Annotated in this window: 18 protein-coding genes and 3 pseudogenes; 9 read left to right on the forward strand and 12 right to left on the reverse strand. The window is 49.3% G+C overall.

Features of this window, described 5'->3' with window-relative positions; genetic code table 11:
- Positions 1-31 precede the first annotated feature (31 nt).
- Positions 32-1,540 carry a glycerol kinase GlpK gene (gene glpK / locus OK023_RS17005; RefSeq protein ID WP_317693821.1) on the forward strand — a complete coding sequence of 503 codons (1,509 nt, stop codon included), beginning with the start codon at positions 32-34 and terminating at the stop codon, positions 1,538-1,540.
- Between the two features lie 185 nt (positions 1,541-1,725).
- Positions 1,726-2,736 carry a class II fructose-bisphosphatase gene (gene glpX, locus OK023_RS17010; RefSeq protein WP_317693822.1) on the forward strand — a complete coding sequence of 337 codons (1,011 nt, stop codon included), beginning with the start codon at positions 1,726-1,728 and terminating at the stop codon, positions 2,734-2,736.
- 36 nt (positions 2,737-2,772) lie between these two features.
- On the opposite strand, the gene emrD is transcribed toward glpX, so the two are convergent.
- On the reverse strand, positions 2,773-3,957 hold the full coding sequence (gene emrD / locus OK023_RS17015; RefSeq protein WP_317693823.1) for a multidrug efflux MFS transporter EmrD: 1,185 nt from the start codon (positions 3,955-3,957) through the stop codon (positions 2,773-2,775).
- A 599-nt stretch (positions 3,958-4,556) separates the two neighbouring features.
- On the opposite strand from emrD, the gene fpr reads away from it, so the two are divergent.
- Positions 4,557-5,303, forward strand: a complete 747-nt coding sequence (gene fpr / locus OK023_RS17020) for a ferredoxin--NADP(+) reductase (RefSeq protein WP_317693824.1) — start codon at positions 4,557-4,559, stop codon at positions 5,301-5,303.
- On the opposite strand, the gene OK023_RS17025 is transcribed toward fpr, so the two are convergent.
- Positions 5,304-5,723 (reverse strand): DUF805 domain-containing protein, encoded by a 420-nt coding sequence (locus OK023_RS17025; RefSeq protein WP_317693825.1) that lies wholly within the window; start codon positions 5,721-5,723, stop codon positions 5,304-5,306. It abuts the gene before it with no gap.
- A 197-nt stretch (positions 5,724-5,920) separates the two neighbouring features.
- Here OK023_RS17025 and OK023_RS17030 point away from each other — a divergent pair, with 197 nt between their 5' ends.
- The gene (locus OK023_RS17030; protein ID WP_317693826.1) at positions 5,921-6,508 is read left to right on the forward strand and encodes a DUF1454 family protein; all 588 of its coding nucleotides are present in this window, start codon (positions 5,921-5,923) and stop codon (positions 6,506-6,508) included.
- 174 nt (positions 6,509-6,682) lie between these two features.
- Positions 6,683-7,450: a triose-phosphate isomerase gene (tpiA, locus tag OK023_RS17035; RefSeq protein ID WP_317693827.1), complete on the forward strand. Its 768-nt coding sequence runs from the start codon at positions 6,683-6,685 to the stop codon at positions 7,448-7,450.
- Positions 7,451-7,522: 72 nt separating this feature from the next.
- Here tpiA and OK023_RS17040 read toward each other — a convergent pair whose 3' ends face one another.
- Together OK023_RS17040 and pfkA are read right to left on the reverse strand one after the other, a co-directional pair.
- On the reverse strand, positions 7,523-8,512 hold the full coding sequence (locus tag OK023_RS17040) for a sulfate ABC transporter substrate-binding protein (RefSeq protein WP_317697789.1): 990 nt from the start codon (positions 8,510-8,512) through the stop codon (positions 7,523-7,525).
- A 183-nt stretch (positions 8,513-8,695) separates the two neighbouring features.
- Positions 8,696-9,658 carry a 6-phosphofructokinase gene (gene pfkA / locus OK023_RS17045; protein WP_317693828.1) on the reverse strand — a complete coding sequence of 321 codons (963 nt, stop codon included), beginning with the start codon at positions 9,656-9,658 and terminating at the stop codon, positions 8,696-8,698.
- Between the two features lie 947 nt (positions 9,659-10,605).
- Here pfkA and OK023_RS17050 point away from each other — a divergent pair.
- Entirely contained in the window at positions 10,606-11,850 is a 1,245-nt protein-coding gene (locus tag OK023_RS17050) for an MFS transporter (protein ID WP_317693829.1), read from the forward strand.
- Between the two features lie 47 nt (positions 11,851-11,897).
- On the opposite strand, the gene OK023_RS17055 is transcribed toward OK023_RS17050, so the two are convergent.
- The 6 genes and pseudogenes from OK023_RS17055 to OK023_RS17080 form a co-directional block, all read right to left on the reverse strand.
- Positions 11,898-13,436, reverse strand: coding sequence for an aldehyde dehydrogenase family protein (locus tag OK023_RS17055; protein ID WP_317693830.1), 1,539 nt, complete (start codon positions 13,434-13,436; stop codon positions 11,898-11,900).
- 93 nt (positions 13,437-13,529) lie between these two features.
- A pseudogene (locus tag OK023_RS17060) lies at positions 13,530-13,688 on the reverse strand (hypothetical protein); the annotation flags it as partial.
- Positions 13,689-13,906: 218 nt separating this feature from the next.
- Entirely contained in the window at positions 13,907-15,748 is a 1,842-nt protein-coding gene (gene selB / locus OK023_RS17065) for a selenocysteine-specific translation elongation factor (protein WP_317693832.1), read from the reverse strand.
- Positions 15,745-17,136, reverse strand: a complete 1,392-nt coding sequence (gene selA / locus OK023_RS17070) for an L-seryl-tRNA(Sec) selenium transferase (protein ID WP_317693833.1) — start codon at positions 17,134-17,136, stop codon at positions 15,745-15,747. The genes selB and selA overlap by 4 nt, the downstream gene beginning before the upstream one ends.
- A 6-nt stretch (positions 17,137-17,142) precedes the next feature.
- A pseudogene (locus tag OK023_RS17075) lies at positions 17,143-17,316 on the reverse strand (DUF1795 domain-containing protein); the annotation flags it as partial.
- A 187-nt stretch (positions 17,317-17,503) separates the two neighbouring features.
- Positions 17,504-17,764: pseudogene (locus OK023_RS17080) on the reverse strand (transposase); the annotation flags it as partial.
- A gap of 700 nt (positions 17,765-18,464) precedes the next feature.
- Between OK023_RS17080 and OK023_RS17085 the strand changes: the two are divergent.
- Entirely contained in the window at positions 18,465-18,701 is a 237-nt protein-coding gene (locus OK023_RS17085) for a DUF4282 domain-containing protein (RefSeq protein WP_317693835.1), read from the forward strand.
- Positions 18,702-18,978: 277 nt separating this feature from the next.
- On the opposite strand, the gene OK023_RS17090 is transcribed toward OK023_RS17085, so the two are convergent.
- Positions 18,979-19,728 carry an NAD(P)-dependent oxidoreductase gene (locus OK023_RS17090; protein ID WP_317693836.1) on the reverse strand — a complete coding sequence of 250 codons (750 nt, stop codon included), beginning with the start codon at positions 19,726-19,728 and terminating at the stop codon, positions 18,979-18,981.
- Between the two features lie 658 nt (positions 19,729-20,386).
- On the opposite strand from OK023_RS17090, the gene bglF reads away from it, so the two are divergent.
- Both bglF and OK023_RS17100 read left to right on the forward strand, forming a co-directional pair.
- Positions 20,387-22,267, forward strand: coding sequence for a PTS beta-glucoside transporter subunit IIABC (gene bglF / locus OK023_RS17095; RefSeq protein ID WP_317693837.1), 1,881 nt, complete (start codon positions 20,387-20,389; stop codon positions 22,265-22,267).
- A gap of 23 nt (positions 22,268-22,290) precedes the next feature.
- Positions 22,291-23,691, forward strand: coding sequence for a 6-phospho-beta-glucosidase (locus tag OK023_RS17100; protein WP_317693838.1), 1,401 nt, complete (start codon positions 22,291-22,293; stop codon positions 23,689-23,691).
- Between the two features lie 129 nt (positions 23,692-23,820).
- Here the strand turns inward: OK023_RS17100 and ligB are convergent, their stop codons facing one another.
- Positions 23,821-25,581 (reverse strand): NAD-dependent DNA ligase LigB, encoded by a 1,761-nt coding sequence (ligB, locus tag OK023_RS17105; protein ID WP_317693839.1) that lies wholly within the window; start codon positions 25,579-25,581, stop codon positions 23,821-23,823.
- Between the last annotated feature and the right edge of the window lie 337 nt (positions 25,582-25,918).

A 25,918-nucleotide genomic window follows, 5' to 3' on the forward strand; every position in this document is an offset into this window, starting at 1 on the left:
TTTTAACGGTTTACAACAGCAGGATTAAAATATGACAACCGAAAAGAAATATATTGTTGCTCTCGATCAGGGAACTACCAGTTCACGTGCCGTTGTGCTCGACCACGATGCAAACATTGTTGCGGTTTCACAACGTGAATTTACGCAAATCTACCCCAAAGCAGGCTGGGTGGAACACGATCCCATGGAAATTTGGTCATCACAAAGTTCAACGTTGGTTGAAGTACTGGCCAAAGCCGACATCAGTTCTGATCAAATCGCTGGTATTGGCATTACCAACCAGCGCGAAACAACTATCGTTTGGGAAAAAGAAACCGGTAAACCCGTTTATAACGCCATCGTCTGGCAGTGCCGCCGCACTGCAGAAATCTGCGAAAAACTCAAGCGCGATGGCATGGAGGAGTATATCCGCCATAATACCGGCTTGGTGGTTGATCCTTACTTCTCGGGAACAAAAGTCAAATGGATCCTCGATCATGTTGAAGGTGCCCGCGAACGTGCCAAACGCGGAGAACTGCTGTTCGGTACAGTAGATACTTGGCTAGTTTGGAAAATGACTCAAGGGCGTGTGCATGTGACCGATTATACCAACGCCTCACGTACCATGCTGTTCAACATCCATAAGTTGGATTGGGACGAACAGATGCTTGAAAAGCTGGATATCCCACGAGCCATGCTGCCAAAAGTTCGTCCATCCTCTGAAATTTATGGGCAGACCAACATTGGGGGCAAAGGCGGTACACGTATTCCCATCGCGGGGATTGCCGGTGACCAACAAGCGGCGTTATATGGCCAACTCTGTGTGCAACCAGGTATGGCAAAAAATACCTATGGCACAGGCTGCTTCCTGTTGATGAACACCGGTAATGAAGCGGTACGCTCCAACCATGGTCTGCTGACCACTATTGCCTGTGGCCCTCGTGGTGAAGTCAATTATGCGCTGGAAGGTGCAGTGTTTATTGGCGGCGCATCTATCCAGTGGTTACGCGATGAGCTGAAACTGATCAGCGACGCAACCGATTCTGAATACTTTGCCACCAAGGTAAAAGACAGCAACGGTGTGTACGTGGTTCCCGCTTTTACCGGCCTGGGCGCACCATACTGGGACCCATATGCCCGTGGTGCCATTTTTGGCCTGACTCGCGGCGTGAACAGTAACCACATTATCCGTGCCACTTTGGAGTCCATCGCCTATCAGACCCGCGATGTATTGGATGCTATGCAGGCCGATGCTAATACCCGCTTGCAATCGCTGCGAGTAGATGGTGGCGCTGTTGCCAATAACTTCCTGATGCAGTTCCAGTCCGACATTCTGGGAACCCGTGTAGAGCGCCCCGAAGTGCGGGAAGTAACGGCTCTAGGGGCCGCCTACCTAGCAGGGCTCGCGGTGGGTTATTGGAACGATTTGGATGAAGTGAAAAGCAAAGCCAACATTGAGCGTGAATTCCGTCCTGGCATCGAAACAACCGAGCGTAATTTCCGCTATGATGGTTGGAAGAAAGCCGTCACCCGCGCACAAGCTTGGGAAGATCACGAGTAAACGACCTTGCGGTTTCACACCAAGCACGCGCTGCCTGATTGGCGGCGCTTTTTTTGCCTCCCCCTGCGCTCATCGCACTGTGATAAACTTTATCCACTTTAGGTTCTTCAAGTCACACCATTGCTGGCTGCAATTCAAGATCCTTTAGGTATAACTTGCTCCCCTTTCCCTCAGACAGGTTTGCTATGAAACGTGAATTAGCCATCGAGTTTTCCCGTGTTACCGAAGCCGCCGCGCTGGCCGGCTATAAATGGCTAGGGCGTGGTGATAAAAACGCCGCCGACGGGGCTGCCGTCAATGCCATGCGCATTATGCTTAACAAAGTGGATATCGATGGCCGTATCGTGATCGGCGAAGGTGAAATCGATGAAGCCCCCATGCTGTATATTGGTGAAAAAGTCGGAACCGGGCAGGGGGATGCGGTGGATATTGCCGTTGACCCGATCGAGGGCACACGGATGACGGCAATGGGCCAATCTAACGCACTGGCAGTATTGGCCGTGGGCGATCGCGGTACCTTCCTGCATGCGCCCGACATGTACATGGAAAAACTGGTCGTTGGTCCACAAGCACATGGCGTTATCGATCTCAACTTACCACTGGCCACCAACCTGACCAACATCGCCAACTCTCTGGGTAAACCATTAACCGAACTTACCGTGATCACACTGGCAAAACCTCGTCACGACGCGGTGATTGCGCAAATGCAGCAACTCGGAGTGAAAGTTTTTGCCATTCCCGACGGCGATGTCGCAGCTTCAATCCTGACCTGCATGCCTGAAAGCGAGGTGGATGTGATGTATGGTATTGGTGGCGCGCCAGAAGGCGTGATATCCGCCGCCGTTATCCGAGCTCTGGATGGCGACATGCAGGCACGCCTGCTTCCACGGCATCAGGTAAAGGGAGACAACCAAGAAAACCGCCGCATCGGCGAAAACGAGTTGGCACGGTGTAAACAAATGGGCATCAAAACCGGAGAAGTGTTAACACTGGGCCAAATGGCACGCAACGACAACGTCATCTTTGCAGCGACAGGCATCACCAAAGGGGATCTGCTGGAAGGTATTAGCCGCAAGGGCAATATGGCCACCACCGAAACGCTACTGATTCGTGGTAAGTCGCGCACCATTCGCCGCATCCGCTCAACCCATTATCTGGACCGTAAAGACGTCTCATTGCACGAATTTCTGCTGTAAGTCACAAGGGCTCGGCATTCTGAGCCCCGTTTTTGCTCAAACACGGTACCCTTGGTGCTGCATACGGCTGGATAATGGCCACCAACACAGCAAGATCAACAATGCCATAGCAAACATCAGCAAACCAAGGCTGAATTGCCCGGTTTGTGGCAACATGGCGGAAGCCCAGGTCGCCAGACCAGACCCTAAGTTCTGCATGCCGCCCACCAACGCACCTGCGGCACCCGCCAGATAAGGGAACGGCTCCATAGCACCCGTCGTCGCTAATGGAAATAACATACCGGCGCCAAAGAAAAATAGTGCCGCAGGCACAATCAGCGTCCAAATGTTCATTATGCCGAACCAACCGGGGAGCCACATCATCACACCAGCTAACAGGCAACTGAGTACTGAGTGCCACATCAAAGTGTGAAACGATTTTCCATCTCTGCCTGCATACCATGCACCGAAAAACGCGAGTGGGATCGGCAAGATAAACAGGATACTCACTGTAAATCCACTCAACCCCAACACGCCCCCCATCAAAACGCCACAACTGGCTTCAAATACCGCAATCCCTGCCAGTGCGCCAACCAGCATTACTAGATAGCAACTGAAGGTGCCATCTGCTAACAGTTGACGAAAGCAGGAAAGCATAAAACGTTTTTCTGTTTGCTGCGGTCGGGTTTCTGGTAGCCGACGGTACATAGCAAATGCAACGCCTGCACATAACACAAACAAGAAGGCATAGCACGCTCTCCAACCGAACGCCATCGCCAGCATCCCCCCAATAATCGGGGCCAATAGTGGGCTGACCAGTATCCCCATATTCAACACACTGTTTGCGTAGCGCAGTGCCGTACCAGAATATAAATCGCGCGGCATAGTCCTAGCCATCACGCCTGCCACGCCGGTGCCCATGCCCTGAATGGCACTTGCCGCAACCAACAGCGCCAAGCTGGTGGATAGTAATGCACCCAGCGCTCCCAGCATAAAAATCATCATACCGGCCAGGATCACCGGGCGGCGACCAATACGATCAGATAGTGGCCCATAGAATAATTGCGAGAAACCGTAAGTCATCAGGTAAGCCGCCATGACACGTTGTACAGCACCGTTTTGTACTGAAAGATCGCGGGCAATATCCGCAATAGTGGGAACATAAATGGTTTGTGCCATCTGACCTACGGCAATCAACAGGATCAGCATCACCAATAGGTGAAAGTTATTAATTTCTCTCATTGTCTTCGCTAACGTATTTAACCATCACAGCACGCATCTATGGCTCGTACACTCAAGACGCACCTCTTTGGTAAAATAAGCTAACAAATCTGCTTTTTTTAGCGAGTTTCGAGCTGAAATCGCCAACCTTAATGCTGGCAGTAATCGCAACCAGCCACGTAAATTAAAGTGTACGCATAACGGAAAAAACTCAAAACCGTCAGACTTTCATGGGGTTAAATTTAGCATTTAATCGATAATAGCTTTCATCAACTTGAAATAGAATACCGCGCAGGGATTTGGTTTATGAAAGGTGCATCGTTAAAGACCCTGGATTTTATTGGCCAATATCAGGGCATAATCGCCTAAAGATGTCCGCTAACATCTGAAATCTTTTAAACTATGTGAATTGGTTTGTTACGAGTAAACCTGGCTCTCCGCGAACCCAGTAATGCAGCCCTTACATCTTGAAAGGCGATAGGTCGGAGAGTGACGGAATATTGTTGGGAGCAGCGCATACCCTATTTTTGGCAATGGTTACCGGATAGAACGCACCATACATGCAACGTCCGGCTCACGACATTGTGCTTTTTTGATTCAACCACGGGAGCATTAAAAGTATGGCTGAATGGGTTAGTGGCAAAGTGGTACGAGTACAACACTGGACAGACAGGCTGTTCAGCATCATCGTCAATGCCCCGATCGACAATTTTACAGCCGGGCAATTTGCCAAGCTGGCGCTGGAAATCGATGGAGAACGTATTCAACGTGCTTACTCTTACGTCAATGCACCCGGCAATCCTGAGCTAGAGTTTTACCTAGTTACCGTGCCAGAGGGAAAACTCAGCCCACAGCTTCGAGAGTTAAAACCGGGCTCTGAAGTGATGATCACTAAGGAAGCCGCAGGATTCTTTGTGCTGGAAGAAGTGCCGAATTGCGACACGTTATGGATGCTTGCGACTGGCACCGCGATCGGCCCCTACCTCTCAATTCTGCAAGAAGGTAAGGATCTGGAACGGTTTAACAATCTGGTTCTGGTTCACGCGGCACGCTACGTTCAAGATCTCAACTACCTACCGTTGATGCAGCAATTACAACAGCGCTATAACGGTAAGCTACATATTCAAACCGTGGTCAGCCGCGAAGCGGTAGGTGGGTCGTTGACCGGACGGATCCCGATTCTACTTGAAAGCGGGCAATTGGAGACAGCGGTAGGCCTAACCATTGATGCTGAAACCAGTCACGTGATGTTGTGCGGAAACCCACAGATGGTTCGCGACACTCAACACACGCTGAAAGAACATCGTCAAATGCGCAAACACTTGCGCCGAAAACCAGGGCATATCACCAGCGAACATTACTGGTAATCAGCAGAACTTGACCGGTTCGGCTTCCGGGCCGAACCGGTTATCGCCCTCAGTACCGACAAAAGCGCCTAAATCGATCATCATCATTACAATGATCAGTGTCGGAATGAATCGTCCAATCCCCCACTGCCATATGGGGGCGAGTATCTGCCAATTACCCACCGCCAACATCCACGCCAAGACCAACAATAAAGCCCACCATCCTGTTTTGTTACGATCGTGCAGCCGTTTAACCAACACTGCTGCCGTTGGCCACAGTAGCACCACGATAAAAAAAGCAACAGACTGGATCGCCACCAGCTGGTAATTAGCCAAGGTAAAAGCCACCGCCATCAAAACCACCCAGACCGCCATCCAGAGCCAGAAATCACGCCGACCAATACGGCCTTTAAATGAAAAACACCACTGCTGTAAAGTCATTTGTCCTTATACTCTAGGCATGCCCCTATTATTCTTCACAGTGTAACACGGCGATATCAGGTTGAGTGAATCACCCGGATAATGTAGGGGCTGCATACCGTTTTTCCGTCTGCGAACAATCATCATGTGGAATTTTTGACATTCCCCCTTGGTTGTCGCTTTAATCAGAGTCATCTTTGTTACCGATGCTGTCTATCATGCTGAGAAAAATTATTGTCGTTGTCTGCCTGTTCTCTGGAATCAGCGGCGCTAGGGTCATTACGCCAGATGCTGCAACCAAAACCCGGTCAAACGCCCCTTACCTGCTGGCTGGAGCGCCAACATTTGATTTGACGGTGGTAAAATTTCGCGAAAAGTACAACCGCGACAACCCAGCATTAAAGATCGGTGAGTTTCGTGTTGTCGCCTCCAGGGAAGATGATTCACCGTTACTGACCCGTGCCGCGAGTAAACTTAACGAAAACCTGTATGCCTCAACGGCGCTGGAAAAAGGCACGGGTAAAATCAAAACGCTGCAAATCACCCACTTACCCTTACAGGGAAGCGAAGAAAAGGCCGCACGAGCTGTTGCTGTTAATTATATGGCAGCGTTAATGCGCCAGTTCGAGCTGACACTCACTGTGGAAGAAAGCATTCTCAAAGTGAACAATCTTCTGGCAAAAGGTAAAGGTGCACACTTTTACCAGCAACAGGTAGGCGCAATACGCTATGTGGTATCAGATAACGGCGATAAAGGCATAACCTTCGCTGTTGAACCGATTAAGCTGACACTCTCTGAACCCTAATGCTACAGGCTATGCCCCTTATGCTGCTCATGTGCAACCAATTGGCACAGCCCGGTAATTAATGACAAAAAGCAAAGCCTTTGCGCTTATACATCTCTATACTGTTGGGCTGGTAAACTGTCGGCCCGACAGTTGTCATTTAGACTCTCGCGTCCCCTTTTTGGAGGAAAACACATGCGTCATCCATTAGTTATGGGTAACTGGAAGCTTAACGGCAGCATTCAAATGGTTAACGACCTGATCGCAGGCTTGCGTAAAGAACTGAGCGACGTCGATGGCTGTGGCGTTGCTATCGCGCCTCCGGTCATGTATCTGGATTTGGCCAAGCACGAATTGGGTGGCAGCCGCATCGCCCTAGGCGCACAAAACGTTGACATCAACCTGTCAGGCGCATTTACTGGCGAAGTCTCCGCCACCATGTTGAAAGATGTGGGTGCACAATACATCATCATAGGCCACTCCGAACGCCGCACCTATCATAAAGAAACGGATGAAGCGATCGCAGAGAAATTTGCCGTGCTGAAAGCTGCTGGCCTGACACCGGTACTGTGCATCGGTGAAACAGAAGCAGAAAACGAAGCGGGCAAAACGCAAGAAGTTTGCGCTCGCCAGATCGACGCCGTGTTGAAAACTCAAGGTGCTGAAGCATTCAAAGGTACGGTTATCGCTTACGAACCCGTATGGGCTATCGGTACCGGCAAATCTGCAACGCCTGCGCAAGCTCAAGCAGTACACAAATTTATCCGTGATCATATCGCCAAGCAGGACGCCGCCGTAGCAGCTGAAGTGATCATCCAATACGGTGGTTCGGTTAACGATAAAAATGCCGCTGAACTGTTTGCGCAACCGGACATTGACGGCGCATTGGTTGGTGGTGCGTCCTTGAAAGCAGACGCTTTTTCAGTGATTGTCAAAGCTGCAGCAACAGCGAAAAAAGCCTGACATTCTGCTCTGCATTAAACAAAACACCCCTGCATGCCGCTGGGGTGTTTTGGTTTTGGTGCGGGTCGGCGATCAACGTTTACTGATTTCGTCGAACAGCCCGCCCGTAGCAAAGTGCACCTTATGTGCTTCAGCCCAGCCGCCAAAAGTATTATCCACGGTGAACAATTTCAGCTTAGGGAACTGCTCGGCAAATTTAGCGGCAACTGCAGCATCGCGAGGCCGGTAGTAATGTTTGGCCGCTATCGTCTGGCCTTCATTTGAATACAGATAGTTAAGATAAGCCGTGGCCACATCGCGGGTCCCACGCTTATCTGCCACTTTATCAACAACCGATACTGTCGGTTCAGCCAAGACTGATTCGCTTGGGGTAATAATCTCAAATTTGTCCTTGCCCAACGCTTTTTCCGCTAATAAGGCTTCATTTTCCCAAGCGATCAACACGTCGCCAATGCCACGTTCAACAAAGGTATTGGTTGCACCACGAGCCCCTGAATCTAACACATCAACGTTCTTGTACAGCTGTGTGACGAATTCCTGCGCCTTGGTTTTATCACCGTTATTATGGTGCAATGCAAAACCCCAAGCGGCTAAGTAGTTCCAACGGGCACCACCAGAAGTTTTAGGATTTGGGGTAATGATAGAAACGCCGGGTTTCACTAGATCGGTCCAATCATGGATCTGCTTTGGGTTACCTTTGCGAACCAGGAATACGATGGTCGACGTATAAGGCGCCGAGTTGTCTGGCAAACGCGTGATCCAACCTTTGTCAATGCGGCCACGCTCAGCAATTGCATCAACATCATAAGCCAGTGCCAGTGTGACAACATCAGCCTCAATACCATTAATAACCGAGGTTGCCTGCTTCCCCGAACCACCGTGCGATTGCCGTAGGGTAATGTTATCGCCAGTCTGTTGCTGCCAATATTTGCTGAATGCCGTATTATATTCCTGATAAAACTCACGCGTTGGATCGTATGAAAGGTTCAGCAATTGAATATCTTTCGCTATACCGCCCGTTGCCAACAGCAATAAAGTCAGACCCAAACCCAATTTACGCATTGCAAGTTCCCCCGGAATAATGACCGCAACCTCAATCGGTTGATTTAGCATCAAAGCCTGCCAGAAACTTTTCCCGCGATTAAAGAATTAAAAATGTTGGGCTAGACCATTATGGAATAAAGCAGCTTCATACATAAAAAAGCCTCCCAAAAGGAGGCTACAAGACAACAATCAGATTGAAGATCAGTACAGCTTTTTCGCCGTTTCTAGCCAATCGCCCTTGAACGGACGCTTCATATTTTCAATGGCATCAATGATGTCGTGATGTACCATCTTCTCATTCTGGATACCCACACAGCGGCCACCATAACCTTGCAACAGCAGCTCAATAGCGTACGCGCCCATACGGGAAGCAAGGATACGGTCATAGGCAACCGGTGAACCACCACGCTGGATATGGCCTAATACGGTAGCACGCGTTTCACGATTGGTTTCTTGTTCAATGTGCCGCGCAAGTTCGTCAACATCACAAATATGCTCTGTGATAGCCACAATGGCATGTTTTTTACCTTTAGAGATCCCAGCTTTGATTGAATTTACCAAATCGTCACGGCTGAATTCGATCTCTGGCAGTACGATAAACTCACAACCACCAGCAATCGCCGCAGCTAGTGTCAGATCGCCACAGTAGCGCCCCATCACTTCAACAATAGAGATGCGTTGATGCGATGAAGAGGTATCCCGCAGGCGGTCAATTGCCTGAACCACGGTTTCCAACGCGGTGAAGTAACCGATTGTGTAATCAGTACCTGCCACATCGTTATCGATGGTGCCAGGTAGGCCAATACAAGGGAATCCTTCTTCAGTCAGACGTTTTGCCCCTATGTAGGAACCATCACCACCGATCACAACCAGCGCATCAATACCACGCTTTTTCAGGTTTTCAATCGCCTTGGCACGTACGTTTTCATCTCTGAATTCAGGGAAACGCGCAGAACCTAGGAAGGTACCACCACGGTTGATCATGTCAGACACGCTAAAACGGTCCAATTTCTCCATACGATCTTCGCACAAACCAAGGTAGCCATCGTAAATACCAAACACTTCCAGCCCTTCCGACAGTGCAGCACGCACAACACCACGAATGGCAGCGTTCATTCCTGGTGCGTCACCGCCACTCGTCAGTACACCGATTCTCTTGATCATGACTACCTCTGAACTTGTAAATGCAATTTTTTAAAATTCTGTATTCGCCAATTACCCCTGGCACCTCTTTAACGGCGAAAAACCAGCTTTACAGTTTTGATTATTGGATATTATATCAAAAATACCCAGCTGAATTGATTCAAGTCACACAATATCAAGGTAAAAATTGTAGATGGTCAACTGAGCTAACTCAGGATCCCTATCAGGTATATAACCAAATTACTTCATGTTGCCACTGGGCAACAGCCGGGTCACAAACTGGTCGTAGACCGATTTGAACAATGCTTGCGTTGGCTCGTAGGGTGCCCCCTCAATAAGGCTCATAATACCCAATAGCTTGACACTGTTATAAGTAAAGGCAACCCACAGTCAAACAGCTTTAAGCGTTACAAGCACAATGCATTGACCTATCCTACCTGATTATAGTTCCCAATGACCTTAGTGCCCTATTTGACAAAAAGAATCGGACAAATCCAAGCTATGAGCCTTAACCCCCGTGGCGCTCACGTGCTATTCATGCTGTTCGGTTATGAGTAAACCTTGTCATAACTGTGCCTACTCAACATACTTCAGCCAGCAGGGTGAACAAAATAGCCGTTTTCGACAATACGTTTGCCGGGCATTCCTCCTGCCAGAGGGATACACTCAAGTGAATTCAAGTTGCAGGTAGCCGGCAATTGAACGACAAACCAAACGGAAACCAATTTGAAGGGGATGATTTCTAATAGATTTGAACGCTGCTGGCATTAGCCCCAAAGGGATTAAGCCCAGATGTAACGGCTCACACAACCAACGCCGTTTCTAGCTTGAATGGTGACCAGGATAAATATCACCTTATCATTGCTAAGGCGTCCGATTGACGGCAAAATAGACGAAACAACTCGCTCAGATTGCGCTTCCCGCCCTGACAGTTCCTTATTTTTCCTTTGCTATCAGTAAGATAAAAAATGAAAACAATGCTTCCTCCTGCCGTACGCTTAGGCCGACAGGCACTTTTATTCCCCCTTTGTCTCGTACTGTTCGAGTTTACGACCTATATCGCCAACGACATGATCCAGCCCGGTATGCTGTCGGTAATCGCGGATTTCAACGCTGGCATCGAGTGGGTACCAACGTCCATGACCGCTTATCTGGCTGGCGGTATTTTTCTGCAATGGCTGCTAGGCCCGCTGTCGGATCGTCGTGGCCGTCGCCCCGTCATGCTGGCTGGGGTCGCCTTCTTTATCGTCACCTGTTTGGCGATCTTGCTGGTAACCAATATCGAGCAGTTTATCGTTATGCGCTTCCTACAGGGCGTTGGTCTGTGCTTTATTGGTGCGGTCGGCTATGCCACCATTCAGGAATCTTTCGAAGAATCCGTATGTATAAAAATCACTGCGCTGATGGCAAACGTGGCGTTGATCGCGCCATTGCTCGGGCCACTGGCCGGTGCAGCATGGATCCATGTCGCCACTTGGCAGAGTATGTTTGTGCTGTTTGCTGCTTTGGCAGTCATCTCCTTTGTTGGCTTGTGGAAAGCAATGCCAGAGACTGCCACGCTAAAAGGAGAAGCGCTTTCCGCCAGCAACCTTTGGCGTGATTATCGTACGGTTTTTGTCAACCGCCAGTTTGTCTGTGGCGCACTGGCCATCGGCTTTGCAAGCCTGCCACTGTTGGCGTGGATCGCTCAGTCACCCGTGATCCTGATTAGTGGTGAATCACTTTCAACTTTGGAATATGGTTTATTGCAGGTTCCGGTTTTTGGTGCGTTGATCCTTGGTAACCTGACGCTAGCACGCGTGACGGGTAAGCTCAGTGTTGAACGCCCAATTAAACTGGGCGCATGGCCGATGCTTTCAGGCTTGTTGATCGCCGCTTTGGCCACCGTATTTTCAGCACACGCCTATCTCTGGATGACTGCAGGGTTGAGTCTTTATGCTTACGGCATCGGTTTGGCAAATGCGGGCCTATACCGACTGACCCTATTTTCCAGCAGTGTCAGTAAGGGTGCCGTTTCTGCTGCCATGGGCATGACAAGTATGTTTGTCTTTACCGTAGGTATAGAGTTAGCCAAGGTAGCTTATGCTTGGGGTGGTAATGGCTTATTTAGCTTGTTCAATCTGCTGAGTGGCCTGTGCTGGTTGATGCTGATGGTCATTTTCCTCAGTAAACACCATAGTAAAGTAACACCTGAACCAAATACTGTGGCATGACTGCCTCGGTGCTCAAATAACAAGGGGCGCTGCCGCGCCCCTTGTATTCAGAACAGCCCCATCGGTTTTTCGCCATAGCTTACCAGTAAGCACTTGGTCTGCTGATAATGCTCCAACATCATCTTATGAGTTTCGCGCCCGATACCAGACTGTTTATAGCCCCCAAACGCCGCGTGCGCGGGGTAAGCATGGTAGCAATTGGTCCAGACACGACCAGCCTGAATGTTACGCCCCATGTGGTAGGCAATATTACCATTGCGGCTCCATACCCCAGCACCAAGGCCATAATCGGTATCGTTGGCAAGCTCCAGCGCTTCATCCATATCCTTGAAGGTCGTTACCGCCAAGACCGGGCCGAAAATCTCCTCCTGAAACACACGCATACTGTTCTTACCAAACAAAATGGTCGGTTCAAGGTAATATCCTTCAGCTAATTCGCCACCCAACGACTTACGTCTTCCCCCGGTCAGGATCCGTGCTCCTTCCTGCTTTCCGATTTCAATATAATTGAGAATGGTCTTCATCTGCCCTTCAGAGACCTGTGCCCCCATCTGCGTGCTGGCATCCAGAGGATTACCACTGCGGATGCTCTCTACCCGCTTGATCGCTCGCTCCATAAAACGTTCATAGATCGACTCCTGCACCAGTGCGCGGCTTGGACAGGTGCAGACTTCACCCTGATTGAACGCGAATAGCGCAAATCCTTCTAACGCTTTATCGAAGAATGCGTCCTCTTTATCCATGACGTCCGCAAAGAAAATGTTGGGCGATTTTCCCCCCAACTCCAAAGTCACCGGGATGATATTCTTTGTGGCATACCCCATGATTTGGCGGCCCACCTCGGTAGAACCGGTAAACGCCACCTTAGCAATACGTTTAGACGTAGCAAGATATTCACCCACTTCACCACCGGCCCCATTAACAACGTTGATCACCCCTGGCGGTAGGATGTCTTGGATCAACTCCATCAACAATAGCACTGATAGCGGGGTCAATTTAGCCGGTTTCAGAATAATGCAGTTACCCGCGGCCAGTGCAGGTGCCATCTTCCAGCAGGCCATCAGCAACGGAAAATTCCAGGGGATTATTTGCGCCACAACACCAAGCGGCTCGTGGAAATGATAAGCCACCGTCTCAGTGTCGATCTCACTGATACCACCTTCCTGTGCCCTTACACACGCAGCAAAATAACGAAAGTGGTCAATTGCCAGTGGAACATCAGCATTCACGGTTTCGCGGATAGGTTTACCGTTATCCCAAGTTTCTGCTGCCGCAAGCAATGCGATATTTTGCTCCATGCGTTCGGCAACACGGTTGAGCAAGTTGGCACGTGCCTGAACAGACATTTTACCCCATGCCCCTTTGGCATCGTGGGCTGCATCCAGCGCTAACTCAATATCATGAGATGAAGAGCTAGCTACTTCGCACAACACCTGACCCGTGATCGGGGTCAGGTTGGTAAAATATTCACCTTGTGTAGGGGGCACCCACGTACCACCGATAAAATTGTCATAACGTTTTTTTAACTTTAGAGGGAAAGCGGTGTTTTCGGGCGTGAGTTGACTTGCCGTAATGATGTGCGACATTGAGGTCTCCTTTTTGCATAGCAACACTACCGCCCGCAGGCGATGAGTAATCTCGCGACAAGATAGCCGCAAGTTCAGTAATCAAACCAACCGAATCACCTGACCCGTGATCGGGGTCAGGTTGGTAAAATATTCACCTTGTGTAGGGGGCACCCACGTACCACCGATAAAATTGTCATAACGTTTTTTTAACTTTAGAGGGAAAGCGGTGTTTTCGGGCGTGAGTTGACTTGCCGTAATGATGTGCGACATTGAGGTCTCCTTTTTGCATAGCAACACTACCGCCCGCAGGCGATGAGTAATCTCGCGACAAGATAGCCGCAAGTTCAGTAATCAAACCAACCGAATTCGGGAAAATATCTCTGCTGAAAAGGATAGGTTTGGAATGCCAAAGGCGTAGAGATAATCGCCAGGCGCATGAAGGAGATCACAATTTATTAAACTAACTGCAACATATAGCATCGCTTGTTTCAGCTACCAAATAGGCCACTGTCCCTCAGCAGGTGCTGATTACCTTTGCGGCGGGTAAACCCGCTGCGATCAAAGAACTCTAATACCTGAATTGCCAGTTTACGGCCCACGCCAAGCCGATCGCGAAAATCACCAGCGTTGGTACTGCCCTGGATTGCATCCAGTTCACGGATCAAGGCAGCGAACTGCTCAATTCGCTGGCTAAGGTAGTAACGGTCGACTACAACAGCGGTCACATGACCAAGCTGGGCCGCTTTACGTAGTGTGCCACGAACACGGCTTTCCTCTTCCCCCAATTCGGCCGCCAGATCGCGTACCCACCAGGGATCTTCACCAAACAGTGGTGCAATGCGATCCCACAATGCTTGCTGATCGTCAGAAAACGTCATCCCGTGTTCAGGCAGATGCAGCCAACCACGCGTGTTGTCAAGCAAACCTGCCGCTAGCAACCGCTCAATCATCATAAATACCAGTGATTCATCCAGTGTAGGTAAGGCCATCCGCCGCAGACGGGAACGCCCTAATCCCAGTTGATCGCCATGTTGTTGATGATATTCAGCAATCACCTGTAGCAACCGCTGTTCCTTCACTTGCACGTTATGCGGTGCCAAAGCTATACCGTCAGCAATCAGCAAAGCATGGCTGCTAATTAGTTCACGCAGGCCGTCTTCGGTCAATTGTCGCGCCCAGGCAAAAGCAGCAAGATCTAACGTCCCTACCGGTAAACGCAAATCCAGTACCTGCTTATCACTCTCTGCACGGGCTAATGCCGCCAGCCAGGCCAGGTAATCAGGCTGGCGTTTGCCCCGTTTAGGTGCCGAGAGCAGCAGCACGCGCGCCGCTCCCAAGGTTTGGCGCGCGCTAATATCGCGTAGCACTAACCGATCGTTTTCTACCAGCCACAGGGGACGATCGAGGATCAGCTCAGCCAACGTATCGTCCAACAGGGCGATACGGCCAGTAGTATGGCTGGCAGCATGATGGATATGCAGCGGTTGCCAATGCTGCAACGGCAAATCAGCCGCGAGAGTCACCAGAATACGTTCTGCCGCAGCAGGGGGTTGTTGAGCCAGCAGCCAATCGCCGCGCGTTACCTTTTCTTTGCTGACAGCACCACTGATGTTCAACGCAATACGTTGCCCAGCAAACGCCTGCTCTGCTGGTTGATTTTGCGCATGCAAACCCCGCACCCGCACCGGTACATCAGCGCCGGTCAACCATAATGTATCACCCACAGTAATACTGCCGCCCAACGCAGTGCCGGTCACAACCAACCCAGCGCCTTTGACACTGAAAGCACGGTCTATGGCCAACCGGAAGCGACGAGTCTGCTGGTGTTCACCCGGTTGTAGCACCAATAAGTGCTGACGCAGAGCATCGATACCTTCCCCCTGCGCCGCAGCAGTAACAAACAGTGGGGCATCGTGCCAGCCCTGTTGCGCCAATTCGGTGACGACCTGGTTACACACCTCGGTCACGCGATCTTTTTCCACACGATCGGCCTTGGTTAACGCGACCGTCAGGTTTACCCCACCGCTCAAACGTAAGATCGCTAGGTGCTCACGGGTTTGTGCCATCACACCATCGTCACAGGCAACGACAAGAAGCGCATGATCGATACCCCCAATACCTGCCAGCATGTTGCCAAGGAATTTTTCATGACCTGGCACATCGATAAACCCCAACACTCGGCCATCAGGTTGCGGCCAATAGGCGTAACCTAGATCGATGGTCATGCCCCGGCTTTTCTCCTCCGGCAGACGGTCTGCGTTAATACCGGTGATCGCCTGTAATAAGGTCGTTTTTCCGTGGTCGACATGGCCTGCAGTAGCAATAATCATACGCTTAGCGCCTCAATGAGTGCGTCCTCCTGTTCTAGACAGCGCAGATCGAGCCACAATTTACCGTCGTTGATGCGGCCAATCACCGGTTGTGGCAAGCGGCGCCACTGTTGCGCTAATGCTTCCAAGGTAGAACCACGCCCATCACAAGGGGAAAATGTCAGTGCGTAACTGGGTAAACGGTCCACCGGTAGCGATCCACTACCAATCTGTGACCAACATGGTTCAGCACGAAGTTCGAAACGGCTAGCAAACTGAGGGGTCAAGCGGCTCAGTAATCGCTGAGCGCTAGCCTGCATTTCCTGCTGCGGGCGTGTTAACAAGCGTAACGTCGGTAAATGCTCAACCAATAACTCTGGTTGTTGATACAGGCGCAAGGTAGCTTCCAACGCTGCCAACGTGATTTTACCAACGCGTAACGCGCGTTTGAGAGGATGTTGTTGCAAACGGGCAATCTGCGCTTTTTTGCCGACGATAATCCCAGCCTGCGGCCCTCCCAGCAATTTGTCACCGGAAAATGTTACCAAATCAACACCAGCGGCGATCAAACGTTGCGGCATAGGCTCAGCGGGAAGACCATATTGCGTCATGTCGATCAGCGAACCACTCCCCAGATCGGTCGCCGTAGGAATACCCAGTTCGCGACCCAGTAACGCCAGCTCACTTTCGTCCACCGCGGTGGTAAACCCTTGAATACAGTAATTACTGGTGTGCACCTTCATCAGCAAACCCGTTTGCTCGTTGATGGCAGCTCGATAATCTTTAAGATGCGTGCGGTTGGTCGTACCAATCTCCACTAACTGGCAACCTGCCTGACGCATAACGTCTGGAATACGGAACGCGCCGCCAATCTCCACCAATTCACCACGCGATACCACGACTTGCTGACCCGGCGCGACCGCTGCCAGCATTAACAGCACAGCGGCGGCGTTATTATTGACGATGCAAGCATCTTCCGCACCGGTTAGTTGGCACAGCAGATCTGCGACTGCCCGATCGCGATGCCCCCGGCCCGCACCGTCTAAATCGTATTCCAATGTCACTGCGGTAGCCATCGAACGGGCCACTGCATCAATTGCGGGACGTGCCAACAGGGCTCGCCCCAAGTTGGTGTGTAACACGGTACCGCTGAGATTAAACACCGATTGTAGCGCCGAACGCTGTTGTTGGTTAAGGCGTTCCTGCAGGGCCTTTGGCCAGTCCTGGCACCATTCAGGCAATTGCTGCTGTGTCTTAATGACCTCACGCGCCTGTGCCTGCATCTGACGAAGCAGTTCGCCAATCAGCGTTTGGCCATATTGAACTACATTGGGTTCAATAGCGGGATTGCGCAGTAAGCGGTCAATAGCAGGTAATTGGTTGTAAAGTCGCTGGGATTCAGTACTCATGGTCGCTTATTTCACCTGAATGGTATCGATAATACGCTGCACCAAGGCCCGGAGGCTCCCGGCGTGATAATCGGTGATAGCATCTGCAACGTTAATCACTCGCTTATTGAACACCGTCTGTCCCGTGGTGGAAACCATTTTCTGCCCATTTACGCTCTGTTCGGTGCCTAACCGACGAAATATCCGCATCATCTCATCCCTTGAGTGTCACTCACCATGGCGTAAACGTAGCAACTCGCCTCCGTGTTTGCCAGATTCTAACCTGTACTGATTAAAGAGGAGAGTCTGATTGAGGTTATCGCTACGAGATAACGCTATTCAAATTGTGCAGCAACTATTTGTCAATCGTTTGCGTCCTACGGCTTTAGGACTTGGCCCGTCTGTTGACGCAAGAATAATTCGGGCAACGAAGCGGGAGCGTCGTTAACATAAAAATGGAATCAATGAATCCCTGAGTGGCACGTAGCGTGAGGCGAAAGACGCGTTTGAGCATCAGTACGGTGGAAATAGCTAACGCACAATAACGTTGTGGTCGCCCTCGTGAAGACGTTTTTTACTCGTCGTACCAAGCCCGGCGGGCCGGCTCGTCGAGCCAGAATGTCAGCAAACCACGGTTGACGAGAGTCTTTAAAGCATAGACGGCAGTGCAGCTGTGGTCATTAGCGAGGGGCTCTACACTGAGGCGCCGCCGCTATAGACAAGCTGCAACGGTCTTGACGCTTGACTCAGCAGCTTCGAGCAGCTGTTTGGCGGCATTCAAATCGGTTCTTTTCGGCAGGGTATAAATTGCAAACAGATAAATAAAAAACCAATCAAGTGACAAAATATTTCAAATCAAGCATGGATAAAAAAGTCATTTACACTATGATTATTAAGATATTTCAATGAAGTCGTTGTAACACACCGTCAGAAAAAGTTTATATAGAATAGTAGATCAGTAAATCAAACTAATGGTTAAAAAGAGCAGTAATAAAAAGGAATTTTTTACCTGATTTTTTCTTAAAAACAACTCTTCAGCGCAAGGGGCACATTACGAAGCAACACCCAGGTTACTTAGGTTGTGTCCCTAATGCACGCAAGCGCCGCTAGCGATCATTTGGTCACAGTGCAACGGTTTTGGACCCAATGAACGGCCAACCACGCAGCAATGCTCTCAAATAGCCCCAACCCAGAGGGGATATTACCAGGATTTGTTTCGAATAGATTTGAATGCTGTTTGCAGCAGCACCAAAAGGGCTAAGCCTTGGATGACCAAGTAGCAAAACCAACAATTATGCGGGTATAACGCTATCTGAAATGTTTCAAACCTAAAGGATGAAGGAGATACCATGAAGAATGTTTTCTTTTTTGACGCAATGCTGACACCGAGAATTATTACCGGCGTTTATTGGCTCTGCCTGCTAAGTATTCTAGTTAGTGGGGTTGGGGTGATGTTTTACGGTGAATTTTTCAGCGGTTTGTTGGGTATGATTATCGCTGGTGTACTGACTCGCGTCGGTTTTGAACTGATCATCATTACATTCAAGAATAACGAATATCTGCGCAAAATTGCCGAGAAGCCTTGATAAACGTTCATTGATGCAGAGATCTTTGCTACGCGTAATTGATACCAAGTGGTGGTGGCACGAACGCTTTCTCCCACATCGGGTATGGCGCAACTCCAGTTCTTCACCCAAGTTCATTCAACTTACAGGTAGACAGTAACTGAACGATGAATCTATCGGTAACCGGTTTAATTACCGTTAAACGGCGACCCGAAAGGGAAATCACAAGGATGTGATTTTTAATTATTCTGCCAAATCCCATGTCATTATGGTTTTTCGCATCACATCAGGAGAACGCTTAGCTAAAACCGAGGAGGGTGAACGCATCATCCTGTGGATGGTAGTCGAGCAAGCGCGTGGTTTCTTCCAACGATAGCCTTTTGTAGCGGTTATTAGAGATGCCATGCACCACGGCATATTGCACATCAGCAATGCGGATGCAGCGATCAAGTAAGTCAGCGGCATCTCTATGGCTTAAGAATGCGCTCATATCCCGAGCCGTGATCTGTTTACCTGCATCAAGAGCTGCAAAGTTAGCAATGCGCACTGACAACGCCGAGAGCCCCTCTTGATAGGCAAAATAGGCAGCAATGCCTTCACCAAATGCTTTACTGGCACCGTACATATTCTTTGGTCTTGGCGCATCTTCAGGACGGATCTCATAACTTAGCGGGTAACCTTCTACCGCTTGTGCACAGCTGGCAAAAACCACACGTCTGCAGCCAGCGTCTTTCGCTGCTCGAAATATATTAAAAGTGCCAAGGATATTATTGTTCAATAATGAAGGACGGAACTCTGCGTTTGAGGAAAGATCGGCAGCCAAATGCAACACGGTGTCGATGTTAGCACAAGCAGCGCGGCAGGCTTGGATATCAGTGATATCAAATGCCAAGACTTGGTCATCTGGGCGAAGACGTGCAAGCATGCCAATTTCTTTGTCTGCTAGCCGAAAAGCGTAGCGTTCGCCTACAAACTGCCTGAAAGCTGATGCGATTCGGCCACCAGCTCCAGTAATTAACACCCGTCCAAGCTCGGTACGTAATGCCATGGCTACTGCAATCCCTAAATCAAATTTTCCGGGTATTAGTAATAATACTGTGAGCTATTTTTGTCTACTTTTTAATTAATTTTTCTGATGTATTTTGATCACCATTACAGATTTATCTTAGTGATTTTTTCTGTTGTTGATTAATTCAGTAAGAATACTCTCATTTACTTTGGGCTAACAAAGATGCAAACAGTTTAATCTAAAAACAAATTTAAATTTTTATCTTACTGTTTTTTATTTAATTTATTCATTTTCATTGAGTTTTCACCGCTGATTCATATATATACTCACTATAAATTACATTCAGACATTTAATTAGCAAGCTTAATGTTTGGCCTGTAGTACATATGAATGAGCTAATGCGATTCATTCTCACATTTCGGCAAACCGAAAACCTATTATGTATTGTGGATCACAATTTAATAAATTTTTGGTGGAAAACCTTGCCGTATTGAAAAACAGGATGCTACCGTCATGACTCAACCGATTTAGGGTTGTCACTGCTTTGGCAGGCAAAACCTAAACCTTGGGCTTCTTTTTCCTTTATTGGGAATAGACGCAACAAGGTTTAGGTTTTTTTTTGTGCTGAATTCCATGGCGGCGATTGGCCATCGCCGTTGGTCGTGAACAGTAGCGTCATGTATTTAAGGATAGAACGATGAAATATCAGGAAGTAGCCAGTGAGATATTGGCTGGCGTCGGTGGTCGCGACAATGTGAAAAGTCTGGTGCATTGCGCCACTCGCCTGCGTTTTAAACTGAATGAACGGAGTAAAGCAGATGCGGAAGCACTGAAGAGAAATCCAGGCGTTATCATGGTTGTGGAAAGCGGCGGTCAGTTTCAGGTGGTCGTGGGTAACCATGTCGGTGAGGTCTATAATGCCTTAAGTGTGCTGGCTGGGCTAGGTGATGCAACACCCAATACGGCTAATACTGATAATGAGGATAAAAAGGAAAACTTACTCAGCCGTTTTATCGACATCGTTTCCGGCATTTTTGTCCCATTACTCGGCGTAATGGCGGCTTCAGGGATCTTGAAAGGGTTCCTAGCATTAAGTCTAGCCTGTGGTTGGTTACTGGAAAGTAGCGGGACTTTCAAGCTGTTGTTTGCCGCCAGCGATTCGCTGTTCTATTTTTTCCCTATCATGCTGGGTTACACAGCGGGCAAGAAATTCGGTGGCAATCACTTTATAACCATGGCAATAGGTGGAGCGCTGACGCACCCCTTGATAATGACAGCTTTCGATGCATCGCAGCAGGCAGGAAGCCAGCCAGAGTATTTTCTCGGTATCCCAATTACCTTTATCAACTATAGCTCGTCGGTCATCCCGATTATTTTTGCTGCTTGGGTTTCTTGCCGACTGGAACCGCTGTTTAACCGGGTTATACACAGTGCGTTGCGTAATTTTTTGACGCCGCTGATGTGTCTGGCGATCACGGTACTTTTGACCTTCCTGCTTATTGGGCCTGTAGCAACTTGGTTGAGTCAAACACTGGCTCATGGCTACCAAGCCATTTATGGCTTTAATCCGATCGTGGCGGGAGCGTTTATGGGGGCACTGTGGCAGGTCTTTGTGATCTTTGGCCTACATTGGGGTTTTGTCCCTCTGATGATCAATAACATCAGCGTGTTTAGGCACGACACGCTGGTACCACTGTTGTTGCCAGCGGTAATGGGCCAAGTGGGCGCAACGCTGGGAGTGATGCTGCGTACTCGCGATGCCAAACTGCGTGTGATGGCGGGTTCGGCCGTTACCGCAGGGATCTTCGGCATTACCGAACCTGCGGTGTATGGGGTCACATTGCCGAATAAGCGTCCGTTTATTTTCGGTTGTATCGGGGGGGCTTTAGGCGGCGCGATCATCGGTTACTTCCATACCAAGACCTACTCATTTGGTTTGGTGAGCATCTTCACTTTCGCTCAAATCATCCCTGCTGGCGGCTTTGACACTACTGTGTGGGGGGCAATCGGCGGTACGTTATTCGCGTTTATATTTGCCGCTATCGCCAGTTATTTGTTCGGTATCGTGCCCATGGCAGAGCAAAAAACGGAAAAGGCCCAAGATGCTGGCCCATCGGTCAACCGCAAGCAGCTGGTTACCAGCCCGATAACCGGGGATATTATTCCCCTTGAGCAGGTGAAAGATGACACCTTTGCCAGTGGCCTGCTGGGGAAAGGCGTCGCCATTCAACCACACCTAGGCAGAGTGGTCTCACCAGTCGATGGCAGCATCGCGTCGCTGTTCAAAACCCGTCATGCCATCGGTATTGAATCAAATGACGGCGCAGAACTGTTAATCCATGTTGGTATTGATACCGTTAAACTCGATGGCCTGCATTTCACCGCACATATCAAAGAAGGCGATCGGGTCAAACAGGGCGATCTACTGATCGAGTTTGATCTTGAGGCCATTCGTGCAGCAGGTTTTGATACCACAACACCCGTTATTGTCAGCAACAGTGACGACTATATCGATGTGCTTACCAGTGGCCAGAGTCAGGTACAAGAACAAGCACCGCTACTGACTTTATTACGTTAATCAGGATCATTGAGGAGAAAGCGATGAGTTGCAAATTTCCAGAACATTTTTTATGGGGCGGCGCGGTTGCAGCAAATCAGGTGGAAGGGGCGTACCTGGAAGAAGGTAAAGGCCTTTCGACGTCAGACCTGCAACCACAAGGGATTTTTGGTGCACTGACACCGCGTGTTGCCGGCGATAACGGTATCAAAGATGTGGCGATCGATTTCTATCACCGTTACCCGGAAGATATTGCACTGTTTGCTGAGATGGGTTTTAAATGCTTACGTACCTCGATCGCCTGGACTCGTATCTTCCCACAAGGAGATGAAGAGGCACCCAACGAAGCTGGGTTAGCATTTTATGATCGGCTGTTTGATGAGATGGCAAAATATAGTATCCAACCGTTGATTACCCTTTCCCACTACGAAATGCCCTATGGCCTGACACAAAAGTATGGTGGCTGGGGGAGTCGCAGGACCATTGAGTTTTTCGAACGCTATGCACGTACCGTGTTTGAGCGCTACAAACACAAGGTCAAGTACTGGTTGACATTCAATGAAATAAACATGTCGCTGCATGCACCGTTCACCGGAGTCGGTCTACCGGAAGACAGTAGCAAGAGCGATATTTATCAAGCGATCCACCATCAATTGGTGGCCAGCGCCAAAGCAGTGAAGGCTTGCCATGAGATTGTGCCCAATGGGCAAATCGGCAATATGCTATTAGGTGGTATTCTTTATCCACTAAGTTGCAAACCAGAAGACGTATTGGAAACACAGCGTCAGAACCGCGACTGGCTGTTTTTTGGCGATGTTCAAGCTCGTGGTGCTTACCCATCTTATATGACGCGTTTCTTCCGTGAAAATGACATTCAAGTGACCATTACGGAGGAAGATAAACAGGCACTGTGTGAAACGATCGACTTTATTTCGTTCAGCTACTACATGAGTGGTTGCGTTACCACCGATCAAACACTGAACAACACCGCACGTGCGAACATTCTAAATATGGTACCCAACCCGCATCTGGCAAGTTCAGAGTGGGGTTGGCAAATTGACCCTGTTGGTCTGCGTTATCTGCTTAATGTGTTGTATGACCGCTATCAAAAACCCCTGTTTATTGTTGAAAATGGTTTAGGGGCAAAAGATCGTCTTGAAGCCGATGGCAGTATCAATGACGATTACCGCATCAATTACCTTAACGATCATTTGGTGCAAGTGGCAGAGGCGATTGACGATGGAGTTGAAGTCATGGGCTATACCAGTTGGGGCCCGATCGATTTGGTCAGCGCTTCAAAAGCAGAAATGTCGAAACGTTATGGTTTTATCTATGTTGACCGTGATGATGCGGGCAACGGTACTCTTGAACGCCGCCGCAAGAAGAGTTTTTACTGGTATCGTGATGTGATTCAGAGCAATGGCAACCGCCTGAAAGCCAAGTAATTACCTTTTTTAAACAGCCCGGCGTAATAGCCGGGCATCTATAAAAATAGATGGGCGCTATGTAGCCGTAATCGTTATCCCTCTGTTGCTGGCATTGTGACCCGCCTGATTGCATTACCTCTGTCGTACTTAGCGAGCAACATTCAGAACGCTAACCTTTACTACGGTACCAGGCAACGTCGTCATAACGGGATCTTCGTTGAAACCGTTTATACTATGTTGTTGCAACTTTTTCACCAATGACAGAAAAGCGGGCGCTTTCAGAAAATCATGTAATTGTTTGGCCTTTTTGGCACCTATGCCTGTAATTTCCTGCCATTGGGCTGGCGTCATTTGCTTAATTTGCGACCAATTTTGAAGAGTAGCCGACTGCAGCGGGGAAAGCGGAATACCAAGAGCCATTAGCCAATGACCAAAAGGTTGCTGCTGCGCCAGACGAAGCTGCTGATAAAGGGTTTGCCTACGCTTTTGCCCCATGCCAGGAACACGGCTAAGTCGCTCTGGGGTTAAATCCAGCCAATCCAATAAGCCATCTACCAATCCCTGATCGATTAGCATTTGCCATCCGGCTTTGCCCAGGCCAGCGATATTCAGACCATTCGCACTACTCAACCAGACTAAACGCGCCATAAATTGCTGCCGACAACCAGGTTCTAAAGTAAAACAGCTCAGCGGGTGGTAATTCTCCGGCTTTGGCACTTCGAAAGTTTTTCTTTCCATCGTTCGCCATACGACTTGCTCCAAATGCGGTATGCCTTGCCCCTTCAAGCTGATAGCAACATGATCGCCCGTAACAATATCCCATTTCCGCCACAATGCCAGCGAACCGAGGTTAACACGCCGTATCCACTTATCATCCATGCGTACTGGTTCCAGACGCAGCACCACTGCGATTTTACCGGTACGGCCAATAGCAAACTCGACTTCGTTCACCCTCGCTACTTGCTGAACGGGCGGATATTTCCAAGCGGCGGCCCAATCTCCAGGTTTAGCTTGCCAATAACGGCTTGGAGGAACTGTTCCCTGATGGATAACGACCCCATCAGTGACGAACGGTAAGGGTGTCCGATGCCAGAATTCACGCCATTGCTCCACATCCGCCACTGTATTGACCGGCTTTGAGTATTGCTGCGAGAGCAGAAAGCCCATGTCAGTAAGCTGTTGCAGACGTTCTGCCATTCTCTCAGGGCCATCAGGCCATGACCATACAAACAAGCCAAGCTGCTTCAATTCAGCTGAGGGCGAATTGCGCATCAACATCCCAGCAGCCTTAGAACGGGCGTTTATGCCGCCTTGAGTCTGCTGCCGATGATCGTTCACCTTCAGGAACAGTTCTCCCTGTAAAACCAGAGATTCTGGCACTTGTTTTAAAACTTTAGGCACTGCGGGAATGGATCGAACCTTTTCCAACCAATTTTCCCCCTTCAGCCCGTTGCCCCGGCTAATGGCACTGACCAGTACGCCATCTTGATAGACCAACGTTACCGCCACCCCATCAATTTTAGGCTGAACCCATAAATCATGACGCCCTTGCATCCATTGCCCAACCGCATTGCGGTCAGGGAGTTTCCGTAACCCCGTTTGCGGCACCGGATGCTGAACTTTGCCTGCAGGCAACGTAGGTATGTTGTCTTTTGCTCTTGCATCGCCCACACAATATTGCCAATCTTGCAGTTGCCGCACTAAACCATCGTATATCTCGTCTTCAATCAGACCATTACCAAAGCGATAATAAGCCTCATCCCAGCGAGCCAACTGGTCATGCAGCGCCGTCATTTCCAAACGCAACCTTTCGGTAGACCAATTCGGACAGTTTTTAGCCCATGCAGTACCACATAGAAATATCATCACCATCAGCACGCGACTCCCTCGACTAACGCAGTTCAACATTGCACACCTCCTTGATATGCAAGAGTAAACACGCAATATTCCATTTTGACGAACAGCAATAAAATGAAATGCAAAATGTTTTCCAAAAAATATGCGTGTTTGCAGAAAACATTAAAATTATCCCGATACATCACTCAAATCGGCTTTTTATTCCTATTTTTGCTAGAAAACAGCGACCAAAATGAGAGCGAACACTGCATATCGCCCGTCAGCCGTGTATACTGTGTCGAGAAATTACACTTCCGCTGTCACTAACCTGCGGCCTATACCGGTAGGCTTTATTGGCGCAGACAGTTTGGACACGGCAGCATGCTGAAACCATAACGTAGAGGCAGTG

Source organism: Serratia sp. UGAL515B_01 (genome assembly GCF_033095805.1).
Taxonomy (GTDB): Bacteria; Pseudomonadota; Gammaproteobacteria; order Enterobacterales; family Enterobacteriaceae; genus Chania.